This window comes from Enterobacter sp. DC1 (assembly GCF_000568075.1).
In the GTDB taxonomy this organism is placed as follows: Bacteria; Pseudomonadota; Gammaproteobacteria; order Enterobacterales; family Enterobacteriaceae; genus Enterobacter; species Enterobacter asburiae.
This window is the reverse complement of record NZ_AZUA01000001.1, coordinates 746115-766169: the sequence shown is the minus strand read 5'-3', so window position 1 is coordinate 766169 and position 20055 is coordinate 746115. Positions and strand designations below refer to the sequence as shown.

The 20055-nt window shown below is 55.2% G+C and carries 23 protein-coding genes; 10 read left to right on the top strand and 13 right to left on the bottom strand.

All coding sequences use genetic code 11. The features are described 5' to 3' along the window. Window positions 1–8 precede the first annotated feature (8 nt). Window positions 9–1034, bottom strand: coding sequence for an HTH-type transcriptional repressor PurR (purR, locus tag P346_RS17780; RefSeq protein WP_023335431.1), 1026 nt, complete (start codon window positions 1032–1034; stop codon window positions 9–11). 297 nt (window positions 1035–1331) lie between these two features. Between purR and cydH the strand changes: the two genes are divergently transcribed. Both cydH and P346_RS17790 read left to right on the top strand, forming a co-directional pair. Further along, entirely contained in the window at window positions 1332–1421 is a 90-nt protein-coding gene (cydH, locus tag P346_RS23090; protein ID WP_008500596.1) for a cytochrome bd-I oxidase subunit CydH, read from the top strand. A 163-nt stretch (window positions 1422–1584) separates the two neighbouring features. Continuing rightward, the gene (locus P346_RS17790) at window positions 1585–2751 is read left to right on the top strand and encodes an MFS transporter (RefSeq protein ID WP_032657758.1); all 1167 of its coding nucleotides are present in this window, start codon (window positions 1585–1587) and stop codon (window positions 2749–2751) included. 38 nt (window positions 2752–2789) lie between these two features. On the opposite strand, the gene sodB is transcribed toward P346_RS17790, so the two are convergent. Together sodB and P346_RS17800 are read right to left on the bottom strand one after the other, a co-directional pair. Then, window positions 2790–3371, bottom strand: coding sequence for a superoxide dismutase [Fe] (gene sodB, locus P346_RS17795; RefSeq protein ID WP_023311353.1), 582 nt, complete (start codon window positions 3369–3371; stop codon window positions 2790–2792). A 122-nt stretch (window positions 3372–3493) separates the two neighbouring features. Continuing rightward, window positions 3494–4267: a C40 family peptidase gene (locus P346_RS17800; RefSeq protein WP_032657756.1), complete on the bottom strand. Its 774-nt coding sequence runs from the start codon at window positions 4265–4267 to the stop codon at window positions 3494–3496. 338 nt (window positions 4268–4605) lie between these two features. Between P346_RS17800 and grxD the strand changes: the two genes are divergently transcribed. Beyond that, a complete protein-coding gene (gene grxD / locus P346_RS17805; RefSeq protein WP_003832760.1) occupies window positions 4606–4953 on the top strand; it encodes a monothiol glutaredoxin 4 in 348 nt (115 codons plus the stop codon). 77 nt (window positions 4954–5030) lie between these two features. On the opposite strand, the gene rnt is transcribed toward grxD, so the two are convergent. The 5 genes from rnt to eptA form a co-directional block, all read right to left on the bottom strand. After that, window positions 5031–5690, bottom strand: a complete 660-nt coding sequence (gene rnt, locus P346_RS17810) for a ribonuclease T (protein WP_032657753.1) — start codon at window positions 5688–5690, stop codon at window positions 5031–5033. Window positions 5691–5785: 95 nt separating this feature from the next. Then, window positions 5786–6193, bottom strand: coding sequence for a lactoylglutathione lyase (gene gloA / locus P346_RS17815; RefSeq protein WP_013096923.1), 408 nt, complete (start codon window positions 6191–6193; stop codon window positions 5786–5788). A 100-nt stretch (window positions 6194–6293) separates the two neighbouring features. Beyond that, a complete protein-coding gene (locus tag P346_RS17820; protein ID WP_023311356.1) occupies window positions 6294–7391 on the bottom strand; it encodes an alkene reductase in 1098 nt (365 codons plus the stop codon). Window positions 7392–7444: 53 nt separating this feature from the next. Beyond that, the gene (locus P346_RS17825) at window positions 7445–8044 is read right to left on the bottom strand and encodes a TetR/AcrR family transcriptional regulator (RefSeq protein WP_029739798.1); all 600 of its coding nucleotides are present in this window, start codon (window positions 8042–8044) and stop codon (window positions 7445–7447) included. 41 nt (window positions 8045–8085) lie between these two features. Further along, complete coding sequence (gene eptA / locus P346_RS17830) at window positions 8086–9711, bottom strand: phosphoethanolamine transferase EptA (RefSeq protein ID WP_032657751.1); 1626 nt, start codon at window positions 9709–9711, stop codon at window positions 8086–8088. A 149-nt stretch (window positions 9712–9860) separates the two neighbouring features. Here eptA and P346_RS17835 point away from each other — a divergent pair, with 149 nt between their 5' ends. From P346_RS17835 to sodC, 3 genes are all read left to right on the top strand, one after another. Next, window positions 9861–10100: a DUF1289 domain-containing protein gene (locus P346_RS17835; RefSeq protein ID WP_032658320.1), complete on the top strand. Its 240-nt coding sequence runs from the start codon at window positions 9861–9863 to the stop codon at window positions 10098–10100. Between the two features lie 48 nt (window positions 10101–10148). After that, window positions 10149–11045, top strand: a complete 897-nt coding sequence (locus P346_RS17840; RefSeq protein ID WP_032657749.1) for an aldo/keto reductase — start codon at window positions 10149–10151, stop codon at window positions 11043–11045. An 81-nt stretch (window positions 11046–11126) separates the two neighbouring features. Next, the gene (gene sodC / locus P346_RS17845; RefSeq protein ID WP_032657747.1) at window positions 11127–11645 is read left to right on the top strand and encodes a superoxide dismutase [Cu-Zn] SodC; all 519 of its coding nucleotides are present in this window, start codon (window positions 11127–11129) and stop codon (window positions 11643–11645) included. Here the strand turns inward: sodC and P346_RS17850 are convergent. From P346_RS17850 to P346_RS17860, 3 genes are read right to left on the bottom strand one after another with little or no spacing between them, the layout of a single operon-like run. Further along, window positions 11624–13657 (bottom strand): FUSC family protein, encoded by a 2034-nt coding sequence (locus P346_RS17850; protein WP_032657744.1) that lies wholly within the window; start codon window positions 13655–13657, stop codon window positions 11624–11626. The genes sodC and P346_RS17850 overlap by 22 nt on opposite strands. Further along, window positions 13657–14517: an efflux RND transporter periplasmic adaptor subunit gene (locus P346_RS17855; protein WP_032657741.1), complete on the bottom strand. Its 861-nt coding sequence runs from the start codon at window positions 14515–14517 to the stop codon at window positions 13657–13659. The genes P346_RS17850 and P346_RS17855 overlap by 1 nt, the downstream gene beginning before the upstream one ends. 2 nt (window positions 14518–14519) lie before the next feature. After that, window positions 14520–14756, bottom strand: a complete 237-nt coding sequence (locus P346_RS17860; RefSeq protein ID WP_032657739.1) for a DUF1656 domain-containing protein — start codon at window positions 14754–14756, stop codon at window positions 14520–14522. A gap of 186 nt (window positions 14757–14942) precedes the next feature. On the opposite strand from P346_RS17860, the gene slyA reads away from it, so the two are divergent. Then, window positions 14943–15383 (top strand): transcriptional regulator SlyA, encoded by a 441-nt coding sequence (slyA, locus tag P346_RS17865; RefSeq protein WP_032651029.1) that lies wholly within the window; start codon window positions 14943–14945, stop codon window positions 15381–15383. 35 nt (window positions 15384–15418) lie between these two features. On the opposite strand, the gene P346_RS17870 is transcribed toward slyA, so the two are convergent. Together P346_RS17870 and slyB are read right to left on the bottom strand one after the other, a co-directional pair. Continuing rightward, entirely contained in the window at window positions 15419–16780 is a 1362-nt protein-coding gene (locus P346_RS17870; RefSeq protein WP_032657736.1) for a sensor domain-containing diguanylate cyclase, read from the bottom strand. A gap of 199 nt (window positions 16781–16979) precedes the next feature. Continuing rightward, window positions 16980–17447 carry an outer membrane lipoprotein SlyB gene (gene slyB, locus P346_RS17875; protein ID WP_023311367.1) on the bottom strand — a complete coding sequence of 156 codons (468 nt, stop codon included), beginning with the start codon at window positions 17445–17447 and terminating at the stop codon, window positions 16980–16982. 255 nt (window positions 17448–17702) lie between these two features. Between slyB and anmK the strand changes: the two genes are divergently transcribed. The 3 genes from anmK (at window position 17703) to pdxH (ending at window position 19958) form a co-directional block, all read left to right on the top strand. Then, window positions 17703–18827, top strand: coding sequence for an anhydro-N-acetylmuramic acid kinase (gene anmK / locus P346_RS17880; RefSeq protein ID WP_032657734.1), 1125 nt, complete (start codon window positions 17703–17705; stop codon window positions 18825–18827). A 93-nt stretch (window positions 18828–18920) separates the two neighbouring features. Continuing rightward, window positions 18921–19244: a C-type lysozyme inhibitor gene (mliC, locus tag P346_RS17885; RefSeq protein WP_023335447.1), complete on the top strand. Its 324-nt coding sequence runs from the start codon at window positions 18921–18923 to the stop codon at window positions 19242–19244. A 57-nt stretch (window positions 19245–19301) separates the two neighbouring features. Then, on the top strand, window positions 19302–19958 hold the full coding sequence (pdxH, locus tag P346_RS17890; protein ID WP_024909355.1) for a pyridoxamine 5'-phosphate oxidase: 657 nt from the start codon (window positions 19302–19304) through the stop codon (window positions 19956–19958). Window positions 19959–20055: the final 97 nt, after the last annotated feature.

Below are 20055 nucleotides of genomic sequence, written 5' to 3'. Positions count from 1 at the left end.
TAAGGCGATTAACGACGGTAGTCGCGGAACGGACCGTCCGCAACGGAACGGCGTTCGATAAGACGCGGGTGAACTTCAATGGACTGCGACTCTTCACGCTTGTTGACGATCCTGTCCATCAGCATGTTGAAGGCCGTTTCGCCCAGCGAATCTTTCGGCTGGTGAATGGTGGTCAGCGCTGGCGTGAAGAAGCGCGCGTTACGCACGTTGTCATACCCGATCACGGAAATATCCTGCGGTACGCGCAGGCCCAGCTCGTCGGCAGCGCAGAGCGCGCCCATCGCCATGATGTCGCCTCCGCAGAACACGGCGGTCGGACGGTGCGGCTGGGAGACGATCTGCTGCATCGCGCGATAGCCCGATTCCGGCTCAAAGTCGCCCTGCACAATCCAGTTTTCCGGCACGTTGATCAACGCTTCTTCCATCGCTTTCATAAAGCCGGCCAGACGGCCCGCGCCGGTGTTGCGCTCCAGCGGACCGGGGATCACGCCAATCTCGCGGTGGCCGCGTTCGATCAGATAACGACCGGCCATATAGCCGCCTTCAAAGGCGTTATCGATAACGGAATCGGTGAAATCCGCGCGCGCTTCGCCCCAGTCCATCACCACCATCGGAATATGGCGATACTCTTCCAGCATCGACAGCACGGACTCCGGATACTCGGAACACATCACCAGCAGGCCATCAACGCGCTTTTGCGCCATCATCGACAGGTAGGCGCGCTGTTTTTCAATGCTGTTCCACGCGTTGCCCAGAATCAGGGTATAACCTTTCTGGAAGCAGTTCTTTTCGACCGCTTCAATGATCTCGGCAAAATAGGCCGCTTCACTGCTGGTCGCCAGCAATCCAATAGACTTGGTGTGATTAACTTTGAGGCTACGCGCAACCGCGCTTGGCGAATAGTGCAGCTCTTTGATCGCTGCCCAGACGGCGTTGCGCGTCTCTTCCGCCACAAAGCGGGTTTTGTTAATTACATGTGATACGGTTGTAGTGGAAACGTTTGCGCGTTTTGCTACGTCTTTAATTGTTGCCATTAAATGTCACTCCAGACCATATCCTAAGCTCCTGAAAAACTTGAAGGTAAACGTTTGCCTTCTCTCACCCTTATCTCGCAATCTTGAATTGCGGCACGCCGGGAAAACGACACGGGACGTCAGGAGGGGGTCAATGGCCGGTACGCTAATAAATTTAGCGTGGAATTTTGTCCTATCTTGATGAAAAGGGGAAGAGGTAAAGTGGTTATCAGTATAAATCCAGGAAGATTTTTGACGTAATCTGTGCAAAAATGAGCAAGCTCACTTTTCGTGTGGGGATTAAAAGGAGAAAAATTGATGAGTTCCGATCTTAAGTTTTCGCTGTTCACCACCGTTGTTGTGCTGGCTCTGATTGTTGCGGCCGGTCTGACGGCTGCGCTGCACTGATTTACGCGGGGGGAGAGCCTTCTCCCTCCCGACTCCCCGGATTGTTACTTCTCGGGCAAAAATCTTTTGCCATTTTGTTAACTTCTCATTTTTTGTGATTGATGTCATGCTTTCCGCTTCTTTGTTCTGTGTCACCACATGACACGGCATCCGGAGTTGACGCATGAAAATCAATTTTCCCCTGCTGGCCCTGGCGATTGGCGCTTTTGGGATTGGCACCACTGAATTCTCCCCGATGGGGTTACTGCCCGTTATTGCCCGGGGCGTAGACGTCTCGATCCCTGCCGCAGGGATGTTAATCAGCGCCTACGCTATCGGCGTGATGGTCGGGGCGCCGCTGATGACGCTTCTTCTTTCGCACCGCGCGCGCCGCAATGCGCTGATTTTCCTGATGGCGATTTTCACCCTGGGGAACGTGCTTTCGGCCATTGCGCCGGACTACACCACATTGATGCTGTCCCGCATTCTGACCAGCCTTAACCACGGCGCGTTCTTTGGGCTGGGGTCGGTCGTGGCTGCCAGCGTGGTGCCAAAACACAAGCAGGCGAGCGCCGTGGCAACCATGTTTATGGGGCTGACGATTGCTAACATCGGCGGGGTGCCTGCGGCAACCTGGCTGGGAGAAGCGATCGGCTGGCGTATGTCCTTCCTTGCGACTGCCGGGCTGGGCGTGGTTGCGATGGTGGCGCTATTCTTTTCCCTGCCGAAAGGCAGCGCGGGGGAACGTCCTGACGTGCGCAGAGAGCTGTCGGTGCTGATGCGCCCGCAGGTACTCTCCGCGCTGCTCACCACCGTGCTGGGGGCAGGGGCGATGTTTACCCTCTACACCTATATTTCACCGGTATTGCATGACATCACCCACGCAACGCCTCTCTTTGTGACCGCGATGCTGGTGCTGATTGGCGTGGGCTTCTCGATCGGTAACTATCTCGGCGGGAAATTTGCCGACCGTTCCGTGAGCGGGACGCTGAAGGGCTTCTTAACCCTGCTGATTGTTATCATGGTTGCCATTCCATGGCTGGCGCGTAATGAGTTCGGGGCCGCGATTGCGATGGTCGTCTGGGGAGCCGCCACTTTCGCCGTGGTGCCGCCGCTGCAAATGCGCGTAATGCGTGTCGCGCACGAGGCGCCGGGACTTTCATCTTCCGTGAATATCGGTGCGTTTAACCTGGGTAATGCCCTGGGCGCCGCGGCCGGTGGGGCCGTGATTTCAGGTGGTCTGGGATACGGTTTTGTGCCGGTGATGGGGGCGATTATTGCCGCGCTCGGCCTGCTGCTGGTGATGATGTCGGGTCGTAAACAGCCTGAAGCGGCCTGCGCTGCGGAATAAACCAAAAACGCAGAAGGGCGAACCCTTCTGCGTGTCTCTTACGCGGCGAAGTTCTTCGCGACAAAGTCCCAGTTAACCAGTGCCCAGAAGTGCTCCAGGTAGTTCGGGCGCGCGTTGCGGTAATCAATGTAGTAAGCGTGTTCCCACACGTCCACGGTCATCAGCGGCTTAGCGCTGGTGGTCAGCGGGGTGCCCGCGTTTGAAGTGGACACGATAGCCAGTTTGCCATCCGCCTCTTTAACCAGCCACGTCCAGCCAGAACCGAAGTTCTTGATGGCTGCATCGGTAAATTTCGCTTTGAAATCCGCGAAGCTGCCAAATGCGGCGTTGATAGCGGTAGCCAGTTCACCGGCAGGTTCACCGCCGGCATTCGGTGCCAGGCAGTGCCAGTAGAAGGTGTGGTTCCACACCTGAGCCGCGTTATTAAATACGCCACCTTCTGAGCTGCGGACGATCTCTTCCAGCGTTTTGCCTTCAAAATCGGTGCCCTTGATCAGATTGTTCAGGTTGGTGACGTAAGTCTGGTGATGCTTGCCGTAATGATATTCCAGGGTTTCCGCCGAAATGTGCGGTGCCAGGGCGTCTTTTGCATACGGTAGTGCAGGTAATTCGAACGACATTGCTTCTCTCCTTATTGTATTTTGCGTTGCCAATAACCACACAGACAACAAGGACAGGATAGCAAATTGAAAGGGTATGCAAAAGAGGAACTTACCCCGCCACGGATGTGGCAGGGCAGGGGTTAGCGAATGGTTTTCGGCGTCATCACGCGACGCGCGCCGACGTAGTGGCGTAGCCAGTAGTCTTCACTGAGAGAGGTGATCTGAATATCCTGGCCGCTACGTGGAGACTGGATGAATTTCCCGTTGCCGACATAGACGCCAACGTGGTCAGCCGTGCCGCGACCCTGAGTGCGGAAGAACACCAGATCGCCGTTTTCCAGCTCACCGCGGTCAACCGGAGAGGCATCGCGAAGGTGGTACATCTCATTGGCAGTACGCGGAATGCGGAATTTGACCAGATCTTTATAGGCGTAATAGACGAGACCGCTGCAGTCAAACCCGGTACGCGGCGAGCTGCCACCCCAGTGATAAGGTTTGCCAATCTGCCCCATCAGTTTATTCATCGCGGTTTTTTGCGCTTTCTGTACTCGCACTTTATGCACTTCCGCTATTTTGGTGACCTTCGTGCATTTCGCCTTGTGGCCTTTACGCGTGATGCATTTTTCAGTAACGAGGTTAGCGGCGGTTTGCGAAGCTTTACTTTTAGCGGAGTGGGCAGTGCGGGAAGGTTTTGTTTTCGTCTTGCTGGAAGCAGTCTGTTTCGTCTGAGCCGGTGTTTTTTTCTTGTCGTTCTTAGCGGTGGTTTTTTTCTTACGTTCTGTGGCTTTCACCAGATGGTTTTTTTGTACAGCAGAATGCCGCGCCTGCTGAGAGGCGTTTGCCACTGGCGTGAAAGTGAGTGAAGTAAACAGTAAAGCACAGAGCGTGATCGAGATTTTATTTATCCGCGCCACTGGGCAGTCCCCTGATAAATGCAGGTCATCAATAATACCCGCGTGTGATTTACAAAGCCCGTCGATTCTAATCTATAAAAACCCAGAAAGTTAATAGCATTTTTCAATCTACAATCGTGTTTCGTTAGCAAGTGCAAAAAAATTCATCGTTCTGTCGCACATTTGCCCACTCCCTAAGCAAAACCCTGACTGCCGCAGGGGTAAACACCATTTGCAATGCAACTTTTCGTGACTCGGGGTAGAATGTATAAACGTGACAAAAATGTTATTTTCCGATGCCAGTCTGAACCGCTACAATGTCAGACGAATGCCGTAACAGAAGTTAAAGGAAGCAAGACATGAGCACCACTATTGAAAAAATCCAGCGCCAGATCGCTGAAAACCCGATTCTGCTGTATATGAAAGGTTCTCCGAAGCTGCCAAGCTGCGGCTTCTCCGCACAAGCGGTTCAGGCGCTGTCAGCCTGTGGTGAGCGTTTTGCTTACGTTGATATCCTGCAGAACCCGGACATCCGCGCAGAGCTGCCTAAGTACGCTAACTGGCCGACTTTCCCACAGCTGTGGGTTGACGGTGAACTGGTTGGCGGCTGCGATATCCTGATTGAAATGTATCAGCGCGGCGAACTGCAGCAGCTGATCAAAGAGACGGCGGCGAAGTACAAAACCGAAGAGCCGGACGCAGAGTAATTTTCTGCGCAAATAAAAAAGCGACCCGCTTAGTGTGGTCGCTTTTTTTTTGCCGGGTGGCGCTGCGCTTACCCGGCCTACGATTGAGGATCGGCCTCATCATCCATCGGCAGCGGCCAGCCGCCCAGACGCTTCCAGCGGTTGACGATCTCACAGAACAGCTCTGCGGTGCGCTCCGTGTCGTATAAAGCGGAATGTGCCTGCGTGCCGTCAAAAGGTATACCCGCCGTGATGCAGGCTTTTGATAACACCGTTTGTCCCAGGGCCAGGCCGCTCAGTGCGGCGGTATCGAAGGTCACAAAAGGATGGAAGGGGTTGCGCTTGAGCGCGGCGCGCTCCGCGGCGGCCATGGTAAAGCTGTGATCGAAGGTGGCGTTATGGGCCACCATGATGGCGCGGCTGCAGTTACTCTCTTTCATGCCTTTACGCACCATTTTGAAAATGGCGTGCAGCGCATCATATTCACTGACTGCGCCCCGCAGCGGGTTATGCGGATCGATACCGTTAAACGCCAGCGCTTCCGGCTGTAAGTTTGCCCCTTCGAAAGGTTCAACGTGGAAATGCAGCGTGGTGTCCGGTGTAAGCCAGCCCTGTTCATCCATCTTCAGCGTGATGGCGGCAATTTCGAGCAGCGCATCGGTTTTAGCGTTAAATCCGGCTGTTTCTACATCAATGACAACGGGATAAAAACCACGAAAACGGTCGCACAGACCGCTAAATTGAGCGTTATCGGACATCAGGGTCTCTTACAAGGGGAAAAAGCAGAGCGCATTATGGCAAATTTTGCAGGGTGATGCAGTAAAACTACGGGCGCATGTTGCGCCCTGAGGGATCAGTTGCCCAGACCGCGACCCGCGTCTTTGGCTTCAATCAGCTCGATTTTGTAACCGTCCGGATCTTCCACGAACGCAATCACGGTGGTGCCGCCTTTTACCGGGCCCGCTTCGCGCGTGACGTTACCGCCGTTGCTGCGAATGCGCTCACACGCTTCGGCCGCGTTGTCCACTTCCAGCGCGATGTGGCCGTAGGCGGTGCCCAGCTCATAGCTGTCAACGCCCCAGTTGTAGGTCAGCTCGATCACCGCTTCATCCGTTTCCGGGCCATAGCCCACGAACGCCAGCGAGTATTTGTATTCCGGGTTTTCGCTGGTGCGCAGCAGCTTCATGCCCAGGACGTTAGTGTAGAAATCAATGGAACGTTGCAGATCGCCAACGCGCAGCATGGTGTGAAGTAGGCGCATAATTTCCTCATTAACCAATGGAATAGACTGTCTTTTTGAACAGAAACGATGTTTTAGTATAGCGGCGAAGTAACGCCGCTATCAATGAACAACGGCGAGATTACAGAGAAGGGTAGTCGGTGTAGCCTTCCGCGCCGCCGCCGTAGAAGCTTTCCGGGCGCTGCGGGTTCAGGGCCGCTTTTTTCTGCAGACGGGCAACCAGATCCGGGTTGGCGATGTAGTCGCGGCCAAACGCGACGGCATCAATCAGCCCTTTGCCGATCAGGTCTTCGGCTTTCTCCGGGGTATAAGCCCCCGCACCGATGATCACCCCGTGGAAACGCTCGCGCACTTTCTGACGGAAAGCGTCAGTGTAAGGCTTACCGCCAGCCCAGTCCGGCTCGGACATGTGCAGATAGGCGATGCCGCGCTTAGCCAGCTCTTCAATCAGATACAGCGCGTCCGCTTCTTCGTTCGGACCGTTGTCGACGTTCTGGAAAGAACCGATTGGGGAGACGCGGATCCCGATACGGTCCGGGCTCCACTCCTGGCATACGGCATCAACCACTTCCAGCACCAGGCGAGCGCGGTTTTCGACGCTGCCGCCGTACTGGTCGGTACGATGGTTAGACGACGGTGACAGGAACTGGTGCAGCAGGTAGCCATGGGCGGAGTGCAGCTCAATCAGGTCAAAACCGGCTTCACGGGCGTTCGCTACTGCCTGGCGGAAGTCGTTCACGATACCCGGGATCTCGTCCAGCTCAAGCGCGCGCGGCATAGAGGTATCCACGCGGATCGCATTGCCGTTTTCATCACGCAGGGACGTACGGGTATTTGCACTCAGGGCCGAAGCGGAGACCGGAGCCTGGCCGCCAGGCTGAATGCTGCTGTGAGAGATACGACCGGTATGCCACAGCTGGACCGCAATGCGACCCTCTTCAGCGTGAACGCCCGCGGTGATTTTCTGCCATGCGGCGATCTGTTCCGGGCTGTGAAGACCCGGCGCACCCGCATAACCTTTAGCCTGAGCGGAAATCTGCGTGGCTTCGGTGATGATCAGGCCAGAGCTTGCGCGCTGACGATAGTATTCACCCATCAGTGGGGTTGGGATGTCGCCCGGCTCAATGCTGCGCAGACGGGTAAGCGGAGCCATAAACACGCGGTTTGGCGCAGTGACGGCACCCACTTTCAGTGGGGTAAATAATTTTTCAGCTGACATAAAGACTCCTGAGTAGACCAGTCGACTAGTAGTTGGGTAAATAAAAACGCCTGTTAAATGCCAGGCGCAGTAATGCTGTTTTTCACATGTGCCAGCGCGCTTTCCAGCGGCACGGCACTGCGCGAAATTTTTGCCTGCAGGTTGGCGCCTAGCCAGAGCGCATATAACACCTGCGCCTGGGTTAACGGCTCGCCGGAAAAGGCCAGCGTTTTTTCATCGCGACCTTTCTCCAGCGCCTGGGCCAGCAGGGCGATAACGCCGCGGGCACCTTTATCCATCGCCGTGCGCATATCTTCAGAAAGATCGCACACTTCTGCAGACAGCTTAACGGTCAGGCATCCGCTGATAATGCCCTGCTGACAGAACTGGTTCAGCGTTTCCTGATAGTAGTTCAGAACACGATCCCGGTAGTTACCTTCACCCGAAGCAAAGTGGGTCGCCAGACGCTGGTGGTAGCCAGCATAGTGACGCTCCAGCATCGCTACGCCAAAAGCCTCTTTGGACCGGAAGTAGTGATAAAACGACCCCTTCGGTACCTCAGCGGTTTTTAACAGCTCGCTCAACCCCATACCGGTAAACCCGCGATGCATGCAAAGCCGCTCGCCGGTCGCCAGTAAATGTTCTCGGGTATCGTGTTCAGTATTTCTGCTCATGGCCGCACTCTAATAGACCGTTCGGTCTAATGCAAGCGAGTTTACTGGCGACATGCGCTCAGGATATCCAGCTGTGGTTGATAAACCGTTGATTTCACGTCCATCATACCCAGTACGGTTGAGAATAAATTGTCCTGGGAAACCGCATTTTTTGCTGCATGGTCGCGCAAACACTGCTCGTTGACGCCAAAGTTTTTCGCGTAATCCGGTGACAGCCAGAACATAAACGGAATATGCGTTTGCTGCTCCGGCGCCAGCATGTACGGCGTACCGTGCAGATAAATACCGCTTTCACCCAGCGATTCACCGTGATCTGAGAGATAAATCAGCGCGGTATTCATGCTCGACTGGCGTGCTTTCAGCGCATCAATGGTTTTGCTGACCATGCTGTCGGTATAGAGGATGGTGTTGTCATAGGTATTTATCAGCGCCTGATGGTCGCAATCCTGAATCTCATTGGTGTCGCAGGTTGGGGTGAATTTACGGAAGTTGTCCGGGTAACGGCGATAGTATGCCGGGCCGTGGCTCCCCATCAGGTGGATAACCAGCACCGTATCTTGCTTCACGCCATCCAGCACGTTGTCCAGACGGTAGAAGTTCACATCGTCAATACAGGATTTGTCTTTGCAGAACTGATCCAGCTGCCACTGCGTCATGTCGGTATGTGGCACGCGATCGCAGGCACCTTTACAGCCGCCGTCGTTGTCGCGCCACAGCAGGTTGATACCCGCATGCTTAAGCACGTCGAGCAGTCCCTCGCGATGGTGCGCCAGGTCGGCATCGTATTTGCTGCGCGTCATGCCGGAGAACATGCAGGGAACGGAAACCGCGGTTTCAGTACCACACGAGGAGGCCTGCGGGAAGTTAATCACGTCCTGCTTTTTCAGCTCCGGGTTGGTTTCGCGTTCGTAACCGTTCAGGGAGTAGTTTGCCGCGCGAGAGGCTTCGCCGACGACAAGCACCAGAACGGTTTTCTTTTGTTGACCGGTAATCAGTGACCCTTTATGGGCATCTTCACCAATGCGCACCAGCGTTTGATCGCCGGCAAACCAGCGCATTTTGCTGTACTTCACCACGGCGCTGACATAGTTCGCCGGGGTGACCATTTTGACGATGCTTTTGTTATTGCGGAACAGCGACGCGTAATCTTTATAAAACAGCGCGGCAATCAGGATAATCACCAGCAGAGCGCCGAGCATCGCGGCAACCCGCGTCAGCAGCGCGTACCACCATTTCCCGGTACGAATGCGGATCAACGCCACCACCACGGAAGGCACGAGGCCGGCAATGACAATCCACAGGATCATCTGCGGGGTCACCAGAGCGGTCGCTTCCTGAGAGTTGGTTTCGAACACGTTCACAATCATGTTCTGATCGATCACCGCGCCATAGGTGTACATAAAGTAGGTTGCCGCGGCGCATCCGATCGTCAATACAATCAGCAGCGGCTTGCGGAGATACGGGATGTTAAGCAGGCTAAAGACAATCACCCAGCCGCAAAACAGCACCAGCGGTACGGACGCGGCAAAGAGGATGTCGTGCAGATGGGCAGGGGCGATAATGGCCCAGCTGCGCTGGATAAACAGCCCGTTAAGCAGAGTAAAGAAGAGTGCACAGCCCAGAGTAAATTTAATGTCGTTACATTGTAACTTTTTGATTAACCACATCGATCGGTAAACCCATTATTGTCATGATGGGCCGAGTATAGAGAGGGAAGATTAGTGAAACCTTAATGCCACAAATCTGTGATATAGGCCTTGCACGCGGCGCATTTAACGTCTTCACTGTAGATGAGAGGAGCTTTCGGGAGGTGAGTGTGGCAGAGCAACTGGAGTTTTTCCCCATCCAGAGCCCGTGCCGGGGTATTTGTCAGGTCGATGAACGCGGATATTGCCGCGGGTGCATGCGTACCCGCGATGAGCGTTTTAACTGGCAAAACTTTAGCGACACGCAAAAGCAGGTGGTGTTACGCCTCTGCCGACAGCGTCTTCTGCGCAAAATACGCGCAAACAAAGCGGGTGAAACCGAAGAACCCCAGCAACCTTCACTTTTTTAACACGGTAATTGCGTATACTCATGACATTACGTCCTTGAGGAAAATGTTATGGTTCAGCGAATTACCCTTGCCCCCCAGGGGCCAGAATTCTCCCGTTTTGTCATGGGCTACTGGCGCCTGATGGACTGGAATATGTCCCCCCTCCAGCTGGCGAGCTTTATTGAAGAGCACCTCGATTTAGGCATCACCACGGTCGATCATGCGGATATTTACGGTGGCTACCAGTGCGAGGCCGCGTTCGGCGAGGCGCTCAAGCTGGTTCCGGCACTCCGCGATCGCATGGAGATCGTCACGAAGTGTGGGATTGCCACCACGGCAAAACCTGAACACGCCCTCGGTCATTACATCACCGACAGCGCGCATATCATCAAGAGCGCCGAGCAGTCGCTGGTCAATCTGGCGACCGACCGTATCGACCTGCTGTTAATCCACCGTCCCGACCCGCTGATGGATGCCGATGAGGTGGCGGAAGCTTTCCTGAACCTGCACCAGAGTGGGAAAGTGCGTCACTTCGGCGTGTCTAACTTTACCCCGGCACAGTTTGCGCTGCTTCAGTCTCGTCTGCCGTTTACCCTGGCCACCAACCAGGTTGAGATCTCCCCGGTACACCAGCCGCTGCTGCTGGACGGTACGCTCGATCAGCTGCAGCAGCTGCGCATTCGCCCGATGGCCTGGTCCTGCCTGGGGGGCGGACGTCTGTTTAATGATGAGGAATTCCAGCCGCTGCGCAACGAGCTTGAAACCATCGCCCGCGAGCTCAACGCCGAGAGCATCGAGCAGGTGGTTTACGCGTGGATCCTGCGCCTGCCGTCAAAACCGCTGCCGATTATCGGTTCCGGCAAAATAGAACGCGTGCGTTCTGCGCTGGCCGCTGAAGAGCTGCAGATGACCCGTCAGCAGTGGTTCCGCATCCGTAAGGCCGCGCTGGGTTACGACGTACCATAAACCGCCTGATGGTGACTTTCCGGTGAAATCTTTGCCCCTGGTATACACTTAAGGGGCAAAAAATAACCCGCGGAGGTCACTATGAAGCGTTTTGCTCTGGCACTGGTCACGCTGGTTGTTTGCGCAGGGGCGCAGGCAGCCAGTGACGAAGTGGAAATGAGTCTCGTCACCCCACAGGGTGTGGGTCAGTCCATCGGAACGGTGAAAATCACTGAAACCGATAAAGGACTGGAGTTTGCCCCCAACCTCAAAGCCCTCCCTCCCGGTGAACATGGTTTCCATGTCCATGCCAAAGGCAGCTGCCAGCCCGCTTTAAAAGAAGGCAAACCGTCGGCGGCGGAAGCGGCAGGGGGTCACCTCGATCCGCAGCACTCCGGCAAGCATGAAGGCCCGGATGGGATGGGGCATTTAGGCGATCTGCCTGTGCTGGTGGTAAATAACGACGGTAAGGCCACCGATCCCGTTGTCGCGCCGCGGCTGAAAAAGCTGGATGAGGTGAAAGGCAAAGCGCTGATGATCCATATCGGCGGCGATAATATGTCCGATCGGCCTAAACCGCTTGGCGGCGGCGGGGCACGCTATGCGTGCGGCGTGATCTGATCCCCAATCGTTCCCGGTGGCGGTGCCTGTTCCAGCTGCGAGAGCGAGCAGTGCAGGCGCCAGATTATCGAGGCCAAATCACGGGCTGCGGGCAGATGATGCTGTGCCAGCGTATCGCAGATCCGCTGCAGTTCATTCAGCGTGGCTTCCAGCGGCCGCTGCTGGACGCCGCGCTCGCTCATGACATCGCGCAGCAGGGAGATACAAACATCACGAACCTGGGACAGCGGATCGGAACGCGTTTCCCACGCGCGAAGCTGCCAGACCACGTGCGAGCAGTTCAACAACACCACGCCCCAGCGCAGCAGCCAGCGCCGCGACAGCGCGTCTTGGCTGTTATTCAGCTGACTGACGTGATGATAGACCAGCGATTCATACTCGTTTTCACCCAGATGTGGTTTACGGCTGAGCTGGTCGACAAACCCTCTGCGTAACTCCCGAATGTGCCTGCGGCTCTTGCGTGCATCGGAGCCGGGACGCAGCACCGCGAAAGCCAGCCACGCCAGCCCCACGCCCAGGATCTTCGCCAGGTTATCATTGAGAAAGTCGGCGTAATCGTAAACCGGGGGATTCGTCACGGAGATAAACGAGCCCATAAAGACAATCAACTGTCCCCAGAGGCCCGCCAGCTTAGGCATTTGCAGCTTCAGAAGCTGCATGGTGGTTAACAGGGGAAACAGGAAAAGCAGGAACTGCCACAGATCGCTTATCTGCACCATCAGGCCAAACTTCACCACGAAGCTGAACAGCGACAACAGCACCAGCGTGCGCAGCAGCAGCGTAAGCGAGTTGAACGGCGAGGCCGCGACGGAATAAAGCACGCAGCTGATGGCGGCAAGCGTCAGGGCCGCCGTACCGGACTCCCACTGCGTGGTAATGCTCCACGCCCCCACCAGCATCAGCGCACAGAAGGTGCGAAAACCGCTCCACAGCGCTTCCAGATAGTCGGTATGGCGCGCGAGTGCCGGGCTGCCGGGGACGTTGAACTCCGTTAATGGGGTCGCGTTTTCGACGGCCGTAATCCAGCGGCTGCTGCGCAGGTACAGGCGGCAGAAGTAATTCAGGCGCTGCCAGAAGGCGCGATGGCGGTAATCGTACTCATCAACCGGGGCGAGCGGAGCGATAATCCGCGCCACGGTGTAAATGTCCGCATCCGGGCGCGCAAGGGCCGCGAGCAGCGTTTCAATCACTGCTCGGGTGTTTTCAGGCGGCGTTGGCCAGTTGAGCAGCATCCGGCGCAGGCTGGAGATGGCGCTGGTCATGCGCAGCTGCTGGTGCAGCAGATAGTTGAGCAGGGTGTTCTGGCGGCGAAAGCGGTAGTGGCTCCAGAACGCCTGAATACGCAACAGATTCATGGTCAGGATCTGTCCGATAACCTTTTCATGCGCGAGGCGGATGTCATCGCTGGTATCCGGTTGCCACAGCAGGCTCGCGTGTTCCAGTAACCGGGTATGCATGGTTTTCAGCGCGGTGATGAGCGCGGTGCCGTCGGACGTGCTGGGGAGGATCATCATCATGAAGCCGCCGCTGAGGATCCCGACAATCACTTCGCAGACGCGCGCCTGGGCAATATCCCACAGCTCGGTGGTGTCGAGCACGTTAACCACCGGAAAAGCGATGATGGCGGCGGTATAGCCCGCCAGCTGGAACGCGTAGGCGACGTTATTGGTAAAATGGGCGCAGGCCCAGGTACAGCACCCCAGCCATGCGGCCATGCTCAGCAGGAACAACCACGGATCGTTCAGCGTATGGCCGGCGATAATTAGCGCCGCGGTGGCGCCCAGCAGGCTGCCTGCAATGCGGCCAAGACTTTTACTGATCACCCCGCCGACCGTCGGAAAACTGACCACCGCCGCGGACGTCATCGCCCAGTAGGGCTCATCCAGGTTCAGGTAATAAGCCACAGTCAGCGCAAGACACATGGCAATGCCGTTACGCAGCGCGTAGCGCCACTGGGGACGCGTCGCTTTCATCCACGGCGTGTTGTGCCAGGAGAGACCCTGCAGCTTCATCACCGGTTGCCGATGGAGACAGTGCAGGTGGTGCCGGATACCAGGGTAATGTCCTGCGGTAAACGGTCAAACTCCACGCGAACTGGAACGCGCTGGGCCAGACGCACCCAGGGAACGTTCGGCTTAATGTCCGGCACCAGCCCTGAATCCGTTTCAACGCTTTGGTCGTAAATGGCCCGGCCAATGCTGGACACGTGACCCTGTAACTTTTGCGAGCCGCTGTAAAGCGTAATCGCGGCGGGCGATCCCTCGCGAATATGTCGAAGCTTGGTCTCTTCGAAATAGCCCACGACGTAGAAGGAGTGGCTGTCGACGAGGGCGAATATCGGTTGTCCCGTGGTGGCATAATTCCCCACGCGGGCCGAGAGGTTGGTCACCCATCCATCAACAGGTGCCGTAATCACGGTTTGGGTCAGTTGCCACTGCGCCTGCTTCAGCGTCGCCTCCGCCACGTTGACGTTAGCCTGCATCGCCTTAACGTTGATATTGGCGGTGTCTAAATCTTCCGCTGAGATGTAGTTTTGCGACAGGTGGCGGCGGCGGTTGGCCTCGTTGTTGGCCTTTGCCAGATCCGACTGGGCTTTCGCCAGCTGCGCCTGGGCGTTCAGGATCGCAATGTGGTACGGGGTGTCGTCGATGCGGAATAAAATGTCTCCCTTTTTGACGAACTGGTTATCCTTAACCAACAGCGTCGTAATACTTCCCGATACCTGAGGGGTAATGCTGACCTGCTCAGCGCGGACTTTGCCATCACGCGTCCAGGGTGACTGCATATAAAAATTCCACATCCACCAGCCCGCAGCCAGCGCGAGGGCAAGGACAACCAGGGTGGAAAAGTACTTTAGCGTTTTCAGGGACATATTCACCACACGGTCAAAACGGCAAGGCCCAGGCATACGGAAAGGGCAAACAGGGAAAGATCCATCAGCATGGGATGCCAGATTTCGCCGGAGTACATCCAGTCGCGAAGCAGACGATGCGCGATGAGCCAGAGGATAAAGCCCACCAGAACGGCCTTAAACAGAGGAGGAAAGTAGACTGACGCACCGAAGATCAGGTCCTGAAGGGGTAAACCCTCTGAGCGATGAAAAAACGTCACGGGCAGAAATCCTTTGCAGTGAACAGAATGCCGCGTTGGCTTGTCTTAGTATGATGAAGCATCACAATTCAGTGTAAGTCATACTTTTAAGTTCGATGAATGCAGTATTGCATTTGTTTTGGCAATACAAATGCTGCACACTATTCTAAAATCAGTATAATAACTTAGCAAGCTAATTATAAGGAGATGAAATTGGAATCGCCATTAGGTTCTGATCTGGCAAGGTTGGTACGCGTCTGGCGTGCTCTGATTGACCATCGCCTGAAACCTCTGGAACTCACACAGACGCATTGGGTCACGCTGCACAACATTCATCAGCTGCCGCCCGATCAGTCGCAAATTCAGCTGGCAAAAGCGATAGGGATTGAGCAACCGTCGCTGGTGCGCACGCTTGACCAGCTGGAAGAGAAGGGGTTGATCTCGCGGCAAACCTGCGCCAGCGATCGTCGCGCCAAGCGGATTAAACTCACCGAGAAAGCGGCGCCTATCATCACGGAAATGGAAGCCGTGATCACCAGGACGCGCGGTGAAATTCTGTCAGGTGTTTCACCGGCGGAGCTGGAAATGCTCATCAGCCTTATTGGGCGCCTTGAGCAAAACATCCATGAGCTACAGTCGCGCGACTGACAAACAACAAGGCCTTGCAGCAGCAAGGCCTTTTTTTACTTAAAGACCACCACGCGGTTACGTCCTGTCTCCTTCGCCTCATACATCGCTTTGTCGGCATTTTCCACACACGTTTCTGCGGCTATTGCGGGTGACGTTGCCGTAAACACCCCCATGCTGATGGTGATTGGTTCCGGTAGTTGACCGCCGCTGCTGGTGTTATCGAAGCTGCTCAGATTTAACCGTATGCGTTCCGCCACCTGGTACGCCGCGTCTGATGAGGTGTTGGCCAGCATCAGAACAAACTCCTCACCGCCGATACGGGCCGCGATGTCCTGGGGGCGCACGGAATCCATCAGCAGATTAGCGACAAACTGCAGGACCTTGTCGCCCTGAAGATGCCCGTAGGTGTCGTTGATACGCTTGAAGCGATCGAGATCGCTGACGATGACGGAAACAGGGCGGCTGGGTTTGGCGATATCCAGCGACTGCTTTAATGATTCATAAAAATAACTGCGGTTATACAGGCGCGTGAGCGGGTCGCGAATGGAGTTCTGGTAGGACTGCTGATACTTAACGTGCGAGTCGCGATACAGCCTGAAAACATCGTAAAGCAGAACAAAAATGATCATCAGCGTGGCGACGGTTTCAAATAAGCGAGCGCGATACCAGGAGACATCTTCAACATGTCCACCCACTAACAGCATTGAGAGCGTGACGATATAGCAGACGCAAAGAAAATTACCGCCCACCCAGAATAAATTGCGTATGCGCGTAATAAACATCAGCGTGGCTAATGTCACTACCCAGAGTGCAATTAATGCGATATTAATGAAGTGGCTCCAGAGAACCATAAACTCACGAGTTTCATTATCAACAAGATCAATGAATAAAAAGGAAGAATGGCTGGAATACATCCAGGCCAAACCTACTGCAAATACGGTAAAGAGAAACTCGCCGCTCACAATAGCGATATGCGCCAGCCGCGAAAGGGGACAATTGCGCGTGGTATAGAGTATTGCCGAAACGATTATTAGCACCGCCATTAAGAGATGGCGGAACATATAGAAGATCATCGCATCGTTGTAATTCACCGCGCTGAACTGATAGAGGTCCAGCCAGGAGGGAAAGCTGCACAGCGTTCCGACCATCAGCGATGCTGACCCGGCAAAGGCAAAAGCGAGCGATACCAGATACAACCGTTTTCGGTCACACCAGTATTTCATTGCCATAAAGCAGGCAATAAACAGATCAAACACCAGTAAAAAAATGGTGAGCGTAGGGAACAAGTGAGACGAAAAGGTAGGAACCCATTCGGCAATTTTTGAAAACAGGGCGTGTAATATGCCGATAACAGCAATGCAACCTAGACAGAACGAGATATAACGACCCTTTACAGAACGATGATTCGCAAGCATATACGGTTTTAGTGGCTTTATAATGAATTAAGGTGAGGTAATTGCGAAGAGTGTAATCAATTAGCACGCTAAATACTTTGCGCAGAAACAATATATGGCGAGGTTAATAATGGATAGGGTGAATGTATTTTGTAAATATATTTGTTGGAGTGATAAATAATGTAAATGGATGTGGTCTGAAAACCACATCCATTTTTAATTAACGTGGAGAAACGGTTACCTGGCTTCCGTTGCTTGCCAGAACAACACGCTGGCCTGCTGAGAAGCGAGTGCTGCCTTGTTTCTGAACAACCATGATCGTGCTGCCGTCGTCTTTACGGATTTCCAGCTCTACGCCCTGGGTTTTGTTCATCGCACCCTGAACGCCCTGGCCGGCAACGCCACCCGCAACGGCGCCTGCGGCTGTTGCCAGCGAGCGGCCTGTACCGCCACCGACGGTATTACCCAGGAAACCACCCAGAACGGCACCGCCGATTGCGCCCATCACGTTGCTTTCATCACCACCCTGGATCTGTACAGGACGTGCGTTAACAACGGTACCGTAAGTCACGTTCTGAACCTGTTTCGCTTCAGAAGCGCTGTAAACGTCGCCAGAAAGTGAACTGTCATTCACACAGCCAGCCAGAGTTAAACCAATCAGCGAAACGCCCAGTACACGTAAAATCATTTGAATCTCCTGTTCACCAAAAACGCCCGATTGGGGGCATCCGTTATGGCTAAATTATATGGCATAAGGGGCCATAGTTCATATCTTTGCACTAACAATAAGAAAATTGTACTTGAATTTGACTTAACGAGACATAAACAGGATCCGTCCGTGTTACCCGTCTGACATTGTTAAAAAATATTATCGCCGGATGGCAAAGCTGCGCCGTTTATGGTTGAGTGGATGTCCTTAGCCCACGCAACGTAAGGAAAGCGCATGAAATCGGGTCGCTACATTGGTGTGATGTCAGGCACCAGTCTGGATGGGGTAGATGTCGTTCTGGCCGCTATTGACGAAAACATGGTGGCGCAGCAGGCGAGCCTGACCTGGCCAATCCCCATTTCACTGAAAGAGGATATTCTGAGTATCTGTCAGGGGCAGCAGCTGACCCTCTCCCAGCTTGGACAGCTTGATGTTCGCCTTGGGGCGCTATTTGCGGATGCGGTGCAGGCTTTGATGCAAAAAGAACATCTTCGCCCGCAGGATGTGGTGGCCATCGGGTGTCACGGACAAACGGTCTGGCATGAACCCGGCGGAGATGCCCCGCATACCCTGCAAATCGGCGATAACAACCAGATTGTGGCGAAGACGGGCGTGACGGTGGTAGGCGATTTCCGTCGTCGCGATATCGCCCTTGGCGGGCAGGGCGCGCCGCTGGTACCCGCGTTCCATCAGGCGTTACTGGCGCACCCAACAGAGCGGCGGATGGTGCTCAACATTGGCGGGATCGCCAACCTGTCGATGCTCATCCCGGGGCAGCCCGTCCGCGGCTACGATACCGGCCCGGGCAATATGCTAATGGATGCCTGGATCTGGCGGCAGTGCGGACAACCGTATGATAAAAACGCCGAGTGGGCGAGCGGGGGAAAAGTGATTCTTCCGCTGCTGCAGTCGATGCTGAGCGATCCTTATTTTGCTCTGCCGGCCCCTAAGAGTACGGGGCGCGAATACTTCAATCTGGGCTGGCTTGAGCGTCAGCTGGCGCCATTCCCGGCGCTCGCGCCGCAGGATGTCCAGGCGACGCTTGCCGAGCTGACGGCCGTGTCGATCTCCGAACAGGTTCTTCTCAGCGGCGGATGTGAACGCCTGCTGGTTTGCGGCGGAGGAAGCCGCAACCCGCTGGTGATGGCGCGTCTTGCGGGGCTACTGCCGGGTACCGAAGTGACCACGACCGATGAGGCCGGCATCAGCGGGGATGATATGGAGGCGCTGGCCTTCGCCTGGCTTGCCTGGCGCACCATTGCCGGACTGCCGGGCAACTTGCCGTCGGTAACCGGCGCGCGTGAGGCGAGCGTCCTCGGGGCGATTTTCCCGGCAAATCCTCGTCATAATCAGAGTTAACTGAAATTCAGCGCGGCGCGTCATCGTTAGAATGGAACGAAACAGGAGGGCAGCCATGCCCTTCAGGACCAGGAAAGTCTTCGGAATACGCCCATGAAAAAACTTCTTCTTATTGCCGCGCCTTTATTACTGTCAGGATGCAGCGTCTATAACCAGCTTCTTGAGCGCATGCAGACCGATACGCTGGAGTATCGCTGCGACGAAAAACCGCTGACCGTGAAGCTGAATAACCCACGCCAGGAGGCCAGTTTTGTTTACGACAATAAATTGCTGACGTTGAAGCAGGGCATGTCGGCCTCCGGCGCGCGCTATACCGACGGTATCTACGTCTTCTGGTCGAAAGGCGACAGCGCCACGGTCTACAAACGCGACCGCATTGTGCTGAACAATTGCCAGCTCGAAAATCCGAAGCGTTGAGATTTTTACAGGGGCGGCGCACAATAGCGCCACCCACTCTCAATGTCAGCTAACGCCATGTCAGATAACGACGAACTGCAGCAAATTGCGCATCTGCGCCGTGAATACACCAAAGGCGGCCTGCGTCGCCAGGATCTTCCCGCTGAACCCCTCGTGCTTTTTGAACGCTGGCTGAAACAGGCCTGCGAAGCGAAACTCGCCGATCCAACGGCCATGGTTGTCGCGACGGTGGATGAAAACGGTCAACCGTATCAGCGCATCGTATTACTCAAGCATTATGACGAGAAAGGGCTGGTGTTCTATACCAACCTCGGCAGCCGCAAGGCGCACCATTTAGAAAACAATCCGCGTATCAGCCTGCTGTTCCCCTGGCACATGCTGGAACGTCAGGTAATGGTCACCGGCAAGGCGGAACGTCTCTCGACGCTGGAAGTGGTGAAGTATTTCCACAGCCGCCCGCGTGACAGCCAGATTGGCGCCTGGGTATCAAAACAGTCCAGCCGAATTTCTGCCCGCGGCGTGCTGGAAAGTAAATTCCTGGAGCTGAAACAGAAGTTCCAGCAGGGTGAAATTCCTCTGCCGAGTTTCTGGGGTGGGTTCCGCATCCCTATTGAGCAGATGGAGTTCTGGCAGGGGGGCGAGCACCGCCTGCACGACCGCTTTTTATACCAGCGCGAGAATGGCGGCTGGAAAATCGACAGACTGGCACCGTAATCCCCGAAATTTGTTGATTTAAGCGCTAGCGCACACCGCGCTTGCGCTTTATTCTATGGTCCTTTCGCATCAGGCGAAAAGTCGTGTACCGGCAAAG